This window comes from Bacillus sp. FSL W8-0770 (assembly GCF_038008705.1).
Taxonomy (GTDB): Bacteria; Bacillota; Bacilli; order Bacillales; family Bacillaceae_G; genus Bacillus_A; species Bacillus_A cereus.
Map to the genome: position 1 here is coordinate 3755157 of NZ_JBBOZR010000001.1, position 13575 is coordinate 3768731.

Here is a 13575-nt window from a genome sequence, read left to right on the forward strand (position 1 = left end):
TCTCTCCCTTTTATCGTTTTTCAGCGATTCTCAACTTCGCAGAACGCGCACGATTATTTTCTTCTAGCTCTATATCAGAAGGTAAAATCGGTTTTCTTGTAATAAGCTTTAATTTCGGCTTAAATTCATCAGGAATAATCGGTAATCCTGGCGGCAATTGTGGCGTTGTACTATTTCGCTTAAACGTTGTTTTACAAATACGATCTTCTAATGAATGGAATGTTATAACACTAACCCTTCCACCTGGCTTAACCATCTCAATAGCAGATTCCAATGCTTCTTCAAATACTTTTAATTCATCATTTACAGCTATACGAATTGCCTGAAACACTCGCTTAGCAGGATGCCCACCCGTTCTACGAGCTGGAGCCGGAATACCTTCTTTAATTAGCTCTACTAATTCTCCTGTCGTTTCAATAGCTTTATTCTCACGATAAGCTTCAATTTTTCTTGCAATTTGTTTTGAAAATTTCTCTTCACCGTATTGGAAGAAAATCCTTACAAGTTGTTCATATGACCAGCTATTTACAACATCATACGCTGTTAATGGGGCATCTTGATCCATCCGCATATCTAGCGGTGCATCATGATGATAACTAAAGCCTCGTTCTGGTGTATCTAATTGTGGGGATGAAACACCTAAATCAAATAAAATACCATCTACTTCTGTTATACCTATTTCCTGCAGTTTTTCAGCTAAATAACGGAAGTTACTCTTTACTGTTATAAACTGTTCACCGTATGAAGAGAACTTTTCTTTCGCGTTTTGAATCGCTATCTCATCTTGATCAAACGCTATTAATTTTCCACCTTCAGTTAATTGGGATAATAAATAAGAACTATGTCCTCCTCCCCCCAGTGTACAATCTACATATGTACCATCTGGCTTTATATCTAAGCCGTCTACTGTTTCCTTTAAAAGCACTGTTACGTGTTTAAACATTGTTGCACCTACTCTTTTTCCAATTAATTATGTTGAATGTATCCCTTCCTCTAAACACATATTTCAAGCTTAGAGAATGAAATAATACGAAAGAACGACTCATTTAACTTACCAACAAAGGCAACATACTATACAAATCGCTATTTTCTTTTATTATATACTAAATTTTATCATCTTTTGCGGGAATTTAAATAAAAAACTGTCGAAAAAGCGAATAATACGTTTACATTTTGTGCTATTTTGTCATATATTTAAGTATCCAACACAATTGCCATATCTAACATTTTTTGATTGATAATTCAGAAAAAAATCACTTCACAGTAAATTCAACGGAATAAAAATAAAATCCTGCTCCAAAGAGCAAGATTTTATAGTTTTATAACATGATGTTTTCCGTCCCAAGAAAAAGGGTTTTCCATTACACGATCAACGAAATCCAAACCAAACTGATTTAAATAATAACATACATTCCACACACGTTCTTGCGGTGCACCTAATGGACGAAGCGCGAATTGTATACGGCGGAATTTATTTAGCTGAACCTCATACTTTTTCTCAACATTTCTTTTCAACATTCTTTCCAACAGTTCAATTTGTTCATTAATTTTCAATTCGTTTTTCCCTGCAAACGCACCTAACCCTGGCTCTATTTTCTTTACAAATTGCTGTAAAGATGTATGAATATCGGCAATTTCTTTTTTCGCCTTTTCAAAATGATCATCAATCGGTTCCTCTATTTGATTAGACAACCAGTTTTCACGCAGTTTATCGACATCATTTAAAAACGGATCAATTTCTCTCAATTGCAGATCGAATAAATCTGTCGCTATATCTCTCTCCACATAAGTAATTGTAAGACGAGGAACGACAGGTGGCATTTGAAAACCGACAGTATGGAATACTTGTTGTAATTCACTCCAATAAGCTAATTCCCCTGGACCTCCAATAAATGCGAGCGTAGGAAATACATACTCTTGCATAAGAGGACGTGTTACAACATTATTACTAAAACGTGCCGGATTTCTCTCCATCTCTTCAATCAACTCTTCGTATGAAAAGGAATGCGCCCCATCCTTTCCAACAAACTTACCTTGATGCTCTTCAAGCAATACTCGTTCATTATCTATTTCCATGAATATATGCACTGCATGAGACTTCGTTTCAATAATCGGTTTGTATCCTAGTTCTTTAATTACTTCCTGCTGATTACGAAGGCCCTCTTGTACCTCTTTATACTTACTTATAATTCGCTTGAAAAATGGAATTTCTAACTTTCTTAATTCAGGATGATGTGAATCAACAAGGATTAAACCAGAATTAGCAAAGATTTTCGTAATAAGATGAGCAAAGAAATCTACATACGTATTCGATTTTTTCAAAGCATCATCAACAAATTTTAATACATCTTTTGTAAAATTTGTTTCTGGGTATGTTTTAAAAATCTCTTCAATCCAATTTCTACAATCTTCAACAGAAAGTTCAGACTCAGAAGCACTTGCCTTTTTCGGATTACGGTCATAAAAAATAGTTTTTTTCATCTTTTTATTTTTCGCTACAAAAGTATGATTAATCTCATCCATATCATGGTCTTCACCCGCAATCCAGAAGACAGGGACAACTTTAACTCCTAAACTTTCTTCCTTTTCCTTTGCAAGCTGTAAAATTGAAATAACTTTATGAATTGTATAAAGCGGTCCAGTTAATAACCCCGCTTGTTGTCCAGCTATAACAACATATGTATTTTCATCTCCAAGCGCTTTTACATTTTGAAGTGTAGATTCTCCCGCTTGTAATTTTGTATTATATTCTAATAAATGCGCTACTAAATCTTGGCGGAAAAACTCCCTTTCACGCAAATCATGTAAACGTTGTTTAAAAGCATCTTCTGTTAACATATAATCAAAACATGACTGTATCTCTTTTTTACCGTTCATATAGTCCGCTACAATACCTTGTTGCGGAACAGAGATTTCTTTTATCTCCATATAATTCTTCCTTTCGTATCCAGTTCTCTCACCAATCCACATTGTAGTCAATGTTTCACGTAAAAGCAAAGAATAACACTTATACTCTTGTTTCTAAACCTTTTATTGCATCGAACAAAAATTGAAGTGTCGGAACTGGTCGTTGCTGTTTCTTAGCTTCTTCTAATACGTATCCAACAATCGCATTAATTTCCGTCTGTCTACTCGCTCTTACATCCGCTAGCATAGAAGATGTATTACGAGACGTTCCTTCACACACATTTCGTACCATTTGCCATACCATTTCTTTTTCTCCTCTAATAAGAAATGCTGCCTCCTGAAACACTTGCTCCATCATTTGATAAAAAAAACGATTCGTGATTAATTCACCATTCTTAACTCCCAATAGTGCTGTCAACGGATTGATACATACATTTACTACTAATTTTTTATGCATAATCTCTTCCCAATCCGTTTCTATTTGAACTGGAAAATAAGCAAAAGGAAAATAATTGAATATTTTTTTCAAATGTATAGATTGACCACAAACCACTCCAAATTTTGTTATCCCTATCCCAGTATGATGAACGATATGCCCTCCCTCTTTTTTCGCACCATGTTCTACAATACCAACAGCTATATTTTTACTCCCTATGTTCAGCATCTTTTGAAGATGCGACATTCCGTTTTGCAAAAAGATTAATGATGATGCCCCTTCCACAAACGGTAGTACGTCATCTATATGATATTGCTTCACAGCAATAAATATATAATCTAAATTTTGCGCTACCATACTTTCTATCGGTAAAACAGATGGATATACTGTTTCACATCTTCCATCTCTAATACAAGTTACACCTGTTTCATTTAATTCTTCAGCTTGCTTAGCTGTTCTTGTAAACAACGTAACATCTTGGTTATTTTTTTGTAAATAAAATGTATACAATAGACCAATAGCACCTGGTCCGACAATTCCAATTTTCATTTTCACACAAGGAATTCACACTAAGTGCCCTTGCCTTCCCCCCTTTTATATCTTTTTAAAGCACCTGAGTACGCCCTATAATTCCGCTGTCCTCTGCCCAACAAATATACTCTCATTTTTCACTATGTATGTACCACCTATTAATACGCTTCTACTCTTAGTTTAGCAAATCCTCAAAAAAATAAAAAAAGAAATATACTATCTTCTTCATAAAAATAAAAAAATGAGTTATACTATTATTATAAATATTTTTACTTTTCTGCATTCAACGAGACAAGAAAAGGATGTGATGTAATGGGATTCCCAAAAGTTGAGCGCTTGCTCATCAATTATAAAACGTTAGATGAATTCAAAAAATTTAAAGGGTGCGGAGCCCAGGAACTATCTATGCTGGAAGAATTACAAGCAAACATTATTGAAAACGACAGTGAATCTCCATTTTACGGTATTTATTATGGCGGATCACTAATCGCACGTATGAGTCTATATATGAAAAGAAACGGTGGAGAACCATTCGAAATTACAGGTCCCTACCTAGAACTTTATAAACTTGAAGTATTACCAACTTTTCAAAAACAAGGATTCGGGCAAATGCTTGTAAATCATGCGAAACAAATGCAATTTCCTATTAAAACGATAGCACGTATTCATTCAGCTGGTTTTTGGGATAAATTAAATTTCAACCCCGTATCAGTAACTGATGGAGATTTTTATATTTGGCAGCCAGAAGCAAATTTGAATGCGGTTACAAACGAAGAATCGGCTTAAGAAATAAAAAAACAGCTGTATAACAGCTGTTTTTTATTTCTTAAGCTTCTCTAACTTCTCATTCGAGCGAGCATTGTTTCTTTCCGCTACCATTACACTTCTTTTTTGATCGATATAATCAAGTAGTGTTCTATACTCTTCTTCATATACTGATAATCGCTCTAGAAGACGCTCTCTTTCTGTTTGTAATGATTCAACTTGTTGTTGCAACACCGTTAAAGAGTTTTCATCTTTATAATTTTGCAAGAAATCAATAACATCATTCAACGTAATTGACGTAGGTTCTAACACCTTTGTCTCTTTCACTTCATAATTTTCTACTTTACGAAGTTGCTTTGCTTCCTCAATACGTTCTTTATATTGCTTTCTTACGTAAGAATTCCATCTAAACCCACATGCTGCTGGTGTACGAGATAAATTTTTCCCCACTTCCTTAAAGGCAGAAAGTTGTGTTCCACCTTCTCGAATATGCCGGAGTACTACTTCTGCCAGAAGCAAATCTTCATCATCAGTCCAAGCATCTTGTCTTGTTGTCGCCATCTCTCTAGTCCTCCCTATGCATTTTTTATTAAGCATATGCAGTTACTAGAAAAGATAGAATACAACAACTAAAGATTAAGACAAAAAAAATAAACGCAGAAGATATCTTCTGCGTTTATTTTCCCGCAATTACTTGCTGATTACTTCTTTACCTTTGTAAGTACCGCATGCTTTACATACACGGTGAGCTAATTTCGCTTCACCACAGCTTGGGCACTCTACCATACCAGGTACTGATAATTTGAAATGCGTACGACGCTTTCTTTTTACTGTTTTAGAAGTTCTTCTAAAAGGTACAGCCATTCTTCCCACCTCCTTAAAAGAAATAGTTATTTTCATATGAAGGCCTGAACCAGTCTTCCGATTATTTGTCAAAAAACTTTGCAAGTCCTGCCAATCTTGGATCAACAGTCTTTTCTTTGTCTTCTTCCGAAATCACTTGCCAGTCTTGACCTTGCGTCGGTGCTCCACCAGAAACATCATCACTGAAAATTTGCATTGGAATCTCCAAAAGTATATTTTCCTTGATTACGGGCAGTAAGTCAAGTACTTCTCCTTCTAAAGAATGAATTTCAGCTTCAGTTTCAAATTCTTCTTGTGAAGTTTGGAACACCTCAGTTGTTTTAATGTCAAATGGTAATGTCACATCTACTAAAGAGCGAGAACATGGTAAAACCATGCTTCCAGTTATATGTAGATGAAACGTAAACTTACCGGAGCCAAAATCAACTCTTCCCGTTACATGAACAGGATTAATTTCACGAATATCTTTCTCGACCTCTTTTAGCTCACTTACATCTACCATCTCATCCAATGTCAATCCTTTATTTCTCAATTTATTCAATTGATGGATGGACCATTTCATATCATATCACCTCAAGGCAACAAACAAAATTATAGCTAGCCATTTTATATTTGTCAATGTTTTTTCTTTACACTATAATGAAGTCATCATAGTAAATAATATATAGAGTATCACGTTTTTCAAAAAGATGCTACATCGAAAGGAGAGATTACCATAAAAGCTGGTGGTATTGTTGTTGAATATAACCCTTTTCATAACGGTCATCTTTATCATGTGCAACAGACAAAAAAGTTAACACAATCTGATATAATAATTGCCGTTATGAGTGGTCCTTTTTTACAGCGTGGTGAGCCCGCACTCATTTCCAAATGGTATCGCACTAAAATGGCCTTAGCAAACGGCGTAGACCTTGTTGTAGAACTTCCATACGTCTTTGCAACACAAAAGGCTGAAACCTTCGCAAATGGTGCTATTTCCATTTTAAATGCCCTACGTGTTTCTGAAATTTGTTTCGGTAGTGAGGATGGACAAATCGAAAATTTTTATAATACCATCTCCGTACAAAAAAACGAAGAAGAGACTTTTAACTACCTTGTAAAACAATTCATGGACGCTGGTAATAGTTATGCAAAAGCAACATCGGATGCTTTCTCACACATTTTAACATCTGAAAAAAACATAGATATGTCACAACCAAATAATATTTTAGGCTTCCAATATATGAAAGCAATTCTGTCACAAAATAGCTCTATACAAGCTCAAACTATAAAAAGATTTGCCTCTCATTATCATGATGAAACATTTAATGACCAACATATTGCAAGCGCAACAAGCATCCGAAAACAACTCTTTAGCGAAGAAGGGTCATTTACAACAATTAAACCTTTTCTCCCACAGGCAACCACTTCGCTTTTAGCAAATTACAAACAAAACTACGGGATATTACATAATTGGGAACAATACTTTTCATTTTTTAAATATAGACTCATGACGATGTCTCCAGGGGACTTACGACATATATATGAAATAGAAGAAGGTTTAGAGCATCGTATTTTATCAAAAATACAAAACAGTTCCTCCTTCTATTCATTCATGGAAGCATTAAAAACAAAACGTTATACATGGACTAGATTACAAAGAGCTTGTACACACATTTTAACAAACACAACAAAAGAAGAAATACGTAGCGCAAATATAGAACAACACGCACCATATATTCGCCTGCTAGGCATGTCACAAAAAGGACAAACTTACCTTTCAAAAAACAAGAAAAAAATCGAACTTCCAATCCTTACTCATACAAAAACATTCGACCATGCCGCTTTAGATATAGAGAAAAAAGCAAACTCTGTATATTTCTCCATCATGCACGAACCGTTACGCACACAACTATTAAAACAGGATATAACACACCATCCTATTCGCTATGATGAAACAACTACAAAATTCCTATAAAAAACCTCTCTATTTCAGAGAGGTTTTTTCCTTATCCATCTTTTCTAAATATGTTAACGCATCATCCAGCGTATCTACTGGTACAATTTTCATTTTTGTTTTAATATCCTTTGCAGTCTCAAGTGCATCTTTATAGTTCGATTTCTCCGCACCTTTTTCATTTGGCGCAAAGAACACTTCAGCCCCCGCATCGCTAGCAGCCACCACTTTTTGATTTATACCACCAATTGGGCCCACTTCTCCTTTTTCATTAATTGTACCTGTTCCAGCTATTTCATGTCCTTTCGTTAAGTCTTCTTCCACAAGTTGATTATATATTTCTAATGTGAACATTAAACCTGCGGACGGTCCACCAATTTCATGAGAATTAATTTTCACTTTCGGATCGACCACTAATTCTCTTTCCGTAACGATAGAAACACCTATACCGACACGTCCATTCCCATTAGGAATCGTCTTTACATTTAAATTCTCTTTCAATTGTTTTCCATTTCTCATATACTCAATACTTACAGCATCGTTTTCTTTTTTCCCTGTCATATATTCAATAAATTGCTCCGTCTTTTCAAATGTTTTTCCGTCAACAGCTATAATAACATCACCAAGCTTAAGCTTTCCTTCTGACGGCATTCCTTTTGCCACACCAGCAACTAATACACCTTTATTTTCAAAAGATACTGAGCGATTTGCACGTTTATATGCATTATAAATTGCTGCATTTTGCGAATCTTTCATCGCATAATTTTGGCGAAATTGATATTCTTCATCACTCTCACCTTTTTGCAATATTTCTTCCGCTTTCGAAATATGTGTATATTTATTAAACTGTGCCGCTATTAAATTCACCACATTTGCTGGTCCCATTGAAACCGTAACAAGCATAAAATCACCAGATTCTTTCGTTCCACCCTCAACTTGAACATAAGGCTCTAATTTGGCAGCCATTCCTGGTTTTGTTATATAATACGGTAAACGTACGTAAACAAGTAACATCGCCAATATAACCCCTATTAAGATTGCATATATAAACCGAAAACGCTTAAACATTATGTTTCTCCTTCCACTGCTCAATTAATAAATAAATATTTGAAACATGTTTTTCTGCTTCTACTTCTCCAACTCGAATAATGTCTTCAATGTTTGTAAAAGCACGTGAACTAAATTGCTCTACAGCTGGTCGCATCATTAAATCCGATGCAATTTGCCGATTCATTACAAGCTCATGCTGCATAATTTCAATACTTTGCATGATTACGTCATAAATGGACGTAACATCGCCATTCACCTTAATTGGAGATACATCAACAGCGATAACAATATCGGCCCCTAACTCTTTCACAACCGATACTGGGATGCGATCAATGACTCCACCATCCACTAATAATCTTCCATCTATTTTTTCTGGTACAAACACTCCAGGAACAGATATGCTAGCCCTCACCGCATCTGCAACTGGCCCACTTGTAAAAACCACTTTTTCCCCCTTCAATATGTCAGTAGCCACAACAGCCGTCGGGATATCTAACTCTTCTAAATTTTTATTATATGTAAACATTTTAATCATATCTTTGACACGTTTTCCAGCAATAAATCCCATTTTCGGTACCGTGAAATCTAAATAATACTTCCGCTTAAAAACAGATGCCAATTTATACAATCTTTCAACGTTACTACTTGCCGCATAAAACGTACCTATTAGCGCCCCCATACTACTTCCTGCAATCATGTGAATAGGGATACCAGCTTCCCTTAAAACCTTTATTACACCAATATGAGCAAACCCTTTCGCTCCTCCAGACCCAAGTGCTAAACCAATCTTTGGTTCTTTCATTTTTCTCACCCTTTAATTTTTTTCATTCCTTTTTCATACTTATGGTCTAAATTCACTACGTATCCACGTATACTGAAATGAACGTTTTTTGGGACAAAGGGGGATTTACTTACATGTATGAAAAATGGAAAACCGCTTTCCTTACCATATCAACGCTATTTTTAACCTTTTCTCTTGTACTCCACCCCCAAGCCGCTTTGCAAGCTTCTATTCGCGGGTTAAATATATGGTGGGAAGTTGTATTCCCTTCACTACTACCGTTTTTCATCATTGCGGAACTTCTAATTAGTATCGGTGTTGTAAAATTTATTGGCGTTATATTAGAACCACTCATGCGCCCACTTTTTCGCGTTCCAGGGATAGGCGGATTTGTTTGGGCGATGGGAATGGCTTCTGGTTTCCCTGCAGGCGCCAAATTAAGCGCTAGACTACGAAAAAGCAATCTTTTAACTCAGATTGAAGCGGAGCGCCTCGTTTCTTTCACAAATTCTTCTAATCCACTTTTTATTTTCGGTGCTGTGTCTATCGGTTTTTTTAATAATCCGAAATTAGGAATTATATTAGCCGCTGCCCATTATTTCAGTAACTTTGCTGTCGGATTAATTATGCGTTTTTACGGCGATAATACCGCTTACAAAAATAATACACACACTACAAAAAAACGTCGCTTTCAAAACCCTTTTTTAATTCTTCACGAGACACGCTTACAAGAAAAAAGACCAATTGGTAAATTACTTGGGGATGCCATTGTTTCTTCTATTCAAACATTACTTATGATTGGCGGATTTATTATTTTATTCTCTGTGTTAAATAAAATGATTACTGTATTCCACATTACAGCAGCTCTTTCTTTTATTATGCAACATATTTTATCATTCTTCCAACTAAGTACAGATTTTAGTATACCTATATTATCAGGTATTTTCGAAATGACACTCGGAAGCCAAATGATTAGTCAAATAAATGAAACACCGCTCTTACAACAAGCTATGGTAACAAGCTTCATTTTAGCATTTAGCGGTCTTTCTATTCAGGCACAAGTTGCTAGCATATTAGCTGAAACAGATATCCGATTTAAACCCTATTTTTTCGCACGAATTATTCAAAGTATTCTTGCCCCTATTTTTACATTTGTATTTTGGACACCATTTTATGAGAAAGTGAGTTCTTTCTCACCTATGCCAAAAGATATTCCTGTATTTTTATCCGAGCATCCTTCTATACTACATGAAATTTGGACATCTTTTATACATTATGGACCAATTTTTACATTATTTTGTCTATACTTATATGTTATTTTATTATTTTTGCGCACGTATAAAGAAAAACCCCGTTCACTTTAACGGGGTTTGAAACTTTTCTTTTAAAGCACGCTCTACAATAGGGGGTACAAGATCCACTACACTTCCTCCATACCTCGCAACTTCTTTTACAATACTCGAGCTTAAAAATGAATATTGGTTGTTTGTCATAATAAAAAATGTTTCAATATTTTCATCTAATTTTCGATTCATAGAAGTAATTTGCATCTCATATTCAAAATCAGAAACTGCTCGTAAACCACGTAATATTGCATTTGCATTACGCATTTTTGCATACTCTACTAATAGCCCACTATGCGAATCTACCTTTACATTCGGGATATCCTTTGTCGCTTCTCGAATTAGTTCTAATCGCTCTTCAACTGAAAAGAATGGTTTTTTTGATGAATTGTTTAAAACGACTACGTACACCTCATCAAATACTTTTGCTCCCCTTTTAATAATATCCAGATGCCCAAGGGTAATTGGATCAAAACTTCCTGAAGAAATAGCTATACTTGTCATTCTGTCCCCTCACCTTCATACTTATAAATCGATATTGCAGTAATCCCATAATTCTCAGCTCGTACTTTTACAAGCCTTCCTATTGAATTAGGTAAAACTACATCATTACCATGCTCTGCCATAATTAATCCATCACTATGTAGCAATCCATATTGATCCATTACACTAATTAAAGATACAATTTTTTGCTCTTTATATGGAGGATCTATTAATATAAGATCGAATGACATTTCACGTTTTATTAACGCCTTTACTGCACGTTCAGCATCATTTCGATATACTTCAGCTTGTTCCTGTACTCTACAACTTTCTAAATTTTGATGAATTACTTTTATTGCTTTACTATCCCGATCAACAAAAATTACTTTATCGATCCCCCTGCTCAAAGCCTCAATTCCAAGACCACCACTACCACCAAATAAATCAAGGGCGATACCACCATCAAAATAAGGACCTATCATATTAAAAATAGATTCTTTTACTTTATCTGTCGTTGGACGTGTTGTATTACCAGGAACCGCTTTAAGTGGGTGTCCTTTACATTTTCCTGAAACTACTCTCATCTGTTGTCACTACCTTTATTTCAATCTATCGAGCGATTATAGAAAGCCATTCCCACTTCGGTAACCGTTAACAAACCACATTCACCTAACTATAGAAAAACTCGGCCTCAAATAACCTCTCGTTATTTTTATGTATTCATCTCATCATTCACTAATATGAACCCAATATGTATATTAGTTCCACTTTATCTTTTTTATCCTATCACAAAATAAAAAAAAGAAAAATAAAAAGCCCAACATAAAATTTAATTTCATTATGTATATCTTCATTTAGATTGGACATAAATAATTATAACAACATCACCTTCGATGTTGTTGCCAACCGCGGAGAAGACTTACGTTTCCCCATAAGTTCTTCCTCCGGTTTCTCCTCTCCCTTTGCCTTCTTACTAGTACATGCTAGTATAAGAAGGGCCCTGCTATGCAGGGTTTTTTTTCTTTGTGTGCTTTTCATTTAAAAAGTGAAATGGTACAGTAAAAGAAAGAGGAGGAAAAGATATGATTCAACGCTTTATAGAACTTGGAGAAGGCTACTCTGATTTATATGAATTACTTGAAATTGCCAAAACAAATCAAGAACGTATAGCACATATGTTACAATTTGAAACGATAAAAAACGATAAAAAAGTGTGTTCGCTTGTTGTAATATTAAAACCAACTACTACTGGTGATTTCCAACCATTATACATATGTCGTGAAGGCATTCCTGTATTTGAAAATAAAAAAAGTAAACGTGTCATTTTATTTGAAGAAACGGCAGAACAACTCGGGAAAAAAGTGGCTACCTTTACTGTAAAACCATCTACAACTTTCCCAGAAAAAGAACTATTTTTTAATCATTTAACTGGTATTTTACGAATGAACAATTTCATTCCTCCGATGAAATAACACGTTATTTCAAGTGAAAAATCCCCCGCTAAATTTAGCAGGGGATTTTTTCTATTAGCTATAATCGTATTCTTTTGCTCGATCAGGACGGGAATTTTCAAATTCCGTTTTTAAATACGGGCGATACGACTGTTCTATCTTTTTCACAAAAGGAAGTTTGTTCAACTTATGCATCATATGCTCAATTTGTTCCATATCACAATATACTACAGCATATTTTAATCGTTTTGATATGTAATGTATGTTACCATATTTCCTTAAAATCTTGGCATGTTTCAATGAATGTAAATAAACAATCATACTTTGTCGTTGCCCGAACATAATCTTCTCCATCTTCTCCTTTTAAAAACATATATTTTATATTCTATGAAAACCAATCAGAAATTTATAACATTACAGGACAAACTCTGTATACGTTTTCTTCCAACTTCTAAAAAACGGGGTACATCACCCCGTTTTTTTACAACCACAACCTCCGCCAGTACCACAACCTCCACCACAGCCACCAGCATCAAAGAATGGATTTCCTGTTGGCACTTTAATGGAAGAAGACACTTCCGAACCGATTGCTACACTAACTTCGTCTAATAACTTCTGCAAAGCAGTTTCTGCTCTTTTAAAAGCTGCAACCTTATCATGTAAGTCCACAGAACGCTTTAATTCTCTCATTTCCATCGACACGGTAGTATAGTCAGGATGGTATTTTCCAAAACGCTGTACTTCCTCATACCGTTCTTTCATCGCTGTAAATTGCTGAATTAGCGTCTGAAGTTCCATATCTTCATGTAATTCTCTATAATACTTACGATAATCTTCTGCTATATCTGAACAGATAATCGCTTTTGCAAGCTGCTCTGCCTTATCTAATATTAATACGCTTTCTAGCGTCGCTACAATCATGAGAGACACCTCCGAGTATCCATCATACCACATTTAGATTAGAACTACTAATTGAAGTGACTTACTCAAAAGAAAGATATAACGTAACTATTTTTACACTATATCCG

General features: G+C 35.1%; 16 protein-coding genes. 4 read left to right on the forward strand and 12 right to left on the reverse strand.

Translation table 11 applies throughout. The features are described 5' to 3' along the window. Positions 1–10: 10 nt before the first annotated feature. The 3 genes from rsmH to panE form a co-directional block, all read right to left on the reverse strand. Positions 11–943 carry a 16S rRNA (cytosine(1402)-N(4))-methyltransferase RsmH gene (rsmH, locus tag NST27_RS19135; protein WP_000472508.1) on the reverse strand — a complete coding sequence of 311 codons (933 nt, stop codon included), beginning with the start codon at positions 941–943 and terminating at the stop codon, positions 11–13. Between the two features lie 368 nt (positions 944–1311). Further along, positions 1312–2928: a bacillithiol biosynthesis cysteine-adding enzyme BshC gene (bshC, locus tag NST27_RS19140; protein WP_000403027.1), complete on the reverse strand. Its 1617-nt coding sequence runs from the start codon at positions 2926–2928 to the stop codon at positions 1312–1314. Positions 2929–3007: 79 nt separating this feature from the next. Then, a complete protein-coding gene (gene panE, locus NST27_RS19145; protein WP_000690047.1) occupies positions 3008–3892 on the reverse strand; it encodes a 2-dehydropantoate 2-reductase in 885 nt (294 codons plus the stop codon). 294 nt (positions 3893–4186) lie between these two features. On the opposite strand from panE, the gene NST27_RS19150 reads away from it, so the two are divergent. After that, the gene (locus tag NST27_RS19150; RefSeq protein WP_000506695.1) at positions 4187–4660 is read left to right on the forward strand and encodes an N-acetyltransferase; all 474 of its coding nucleotides are present in this window, start codon (positions 4187–4189) and stop codon (positions 4658–4660) included. A gap of 33 nt (positions 4661–4693) precedes the next feature. Here NST27_RS19150 and NST27_RS19155 read toward each other — a convergent pair whose 3' ends face one another. From NST27_RS19155 to NST27_RS19165, 3 genes are all read right to left on the reverse strand, one after another. After that, a complete protein-coding gene (locus tag NST27_RS19155; protein ID WP_000246468.1) occupies positions 4694–5200 on the reverse strand; it encodes an RsfA family transcriptional regulator in 507 nt (168 codons plus the stop codon). Between the two features lie 129 nt (positions 5201–5329). After that, positions 5330–5503, reverse strand: coding sequence for a 50S ribosomal protein L32 (gene rpmF / locus NST27_RS19160; RefSeq protein ID WP_001984764.1), 174 nt, complete (start codon positions 5501–5503; stop codon positions 5330–5332). Positions 5504–5564: 61 nt separating this feature from the next. After that, positions 5565–6065 carry a YceD family protein gene (locus tag NST27_RS19165; protein WP_000872149.1) on the reverse strand — a complete coding sequence of 167 codons (501 nt, stop codon included), beginning with the start codon at positions 6063–6065 and terminating at the stop codon, positions 5565–5567. A gap of 213 nt (positions 6066–6278) precedes the next feature. Between NST27_RS19165 and NST27_RS19170 the strand changes: the two genes are divergently transcribed. Next, a complete protein-coding gene (locus NST27_RS19170) occupies positions 6279–7460 on the forward strand; it encodes a nucleotidyltransferase (protein WP_002000715.1) in 1182 nt (393 codons plus the stop codon). 9 nt (positions 7461–7469) lie between these two features. Here NST27_RS19170 and NST27_RS19175 read toward each other — a convergent pair whose 3' ends face one another. Further along, the gene (locus tag NST27_RS19175) at positions 7470–8507 is read right to left on the reverse strand and encodes a SepM family pheromone-processing serine protease (RefSeq protein ID WP_000476280.1); all 1038 of its coding nucleotides are present in this window, start codon (positions 8505–8507) and stop codon (positions 7470–7472) included. Continuing rightward, positions 8500–9291 (reverse strand): patatin-like phospholipase family protein, encoded by a 792-nt coding sequence (locus tag NST27_RS19180; protein WP_000662590.1) that lies wholly within the window; start codon positions 9289–9291, stop codon positions 8500–8502. The genes NST27_RS19175 and NST27_RS19180 overlap by 8 nt, the downstream gene beginning before the upstream one ends. A gap of 113 nt (positions 9292–9404) precedes the next feature. Between NST27_RS19180 and ylbJ the strand changes: the two genes are divergently transcribed. Beyond that, positions 9405–10634 (forward strand): sporulation integral membrane protein YlbJ, encoded by a 1230-nt coding sequence (ylbJ, locus tag NST27_RS19185; protein ID WP_000273083.1) that lies wholly within the window; start codon positions 9405–9407, stop codon positions 10632–10634. Here ylbJ and coaD read toward each other — a convergent pair. Together coaD and rsmD are read right to left on the reverse strand one after the other, a co-directional pair. Beyond that, on the reverse strand, positions 10626–11117 hold the full coding sequence (coaD, locus tag NST27_RS19190; RefSeq protein WP_000200601.1) for a pantetheine-phosphate adenylyltransferase: 492 nt from the start codon (positions 11115–11117) through the stop codon (positions 10626–10628). The genes ylbJ and coaD overlap by 9 nt on opposite strands. After that, a complete protein-coding gene (rsmD, locus tag NST27_RS19195) occupies positions 11114–11680 on the reverse strand; it encodes a 16S rRNA (guanine(966)-N(2))-methyltransferase RsmD (RefSeq protein ID WP_047386722.1) in 567 nt (188 codons plus the stop codon). The genes coaD and rsmD overlap by 4 nt, the downstream gene beginning before the upstream one ends. Positions 11681–12178: 498 nt before the next feature. Here rsmD and NST27_RS19200 point away from each other — a divergent pair, with 498 nt between their 5' ends. Beyond that, the gene (locus NST27_RS19200; RefSeq protein WP_000616018.1) at positions 12179–12568 is read left to right on the forward strand and encodes a DUF7147 family protein; all 390 of its coding nucleotides are present in this window, start codon (positions 12179–12181) and stop codon (positions 12566–12568) included. 54 nt (positions 12569–12622) lie between these two features. On the opposite strand, the gene NST27_RS19205 is transcribed toward NST27_RS19200, so the two are convergent. Both NST27_RS19205 and NST27_RS19210 read right to left on the reverse strand, forming a co-directional pair. Beyond that, on the reverse strand, positions 12623–12889 hold the full coding sequence (locus NST27_RS19205; protein WP_002082261.1) for a YlbG family protein: 267 nt from the start codon (positions 12887–12889) through the stop codon (positions 12623–12625). Positions 12890–13015: 126 nt separating this feature from the next. Then, the gene (locus tag NST27_RS19210; protein WP_000634364.1) at positions 13016–13468 is read right to left on the reverse strand and encodes a YlbF family regulator; all 453 of its coding nucleotides are present in this window, start codon (positions 13466–13468) and stop codon (positions 13016–13018) included. Between the last annotated feature and the right edge of the window lie 107 nt (positions 13469–13575).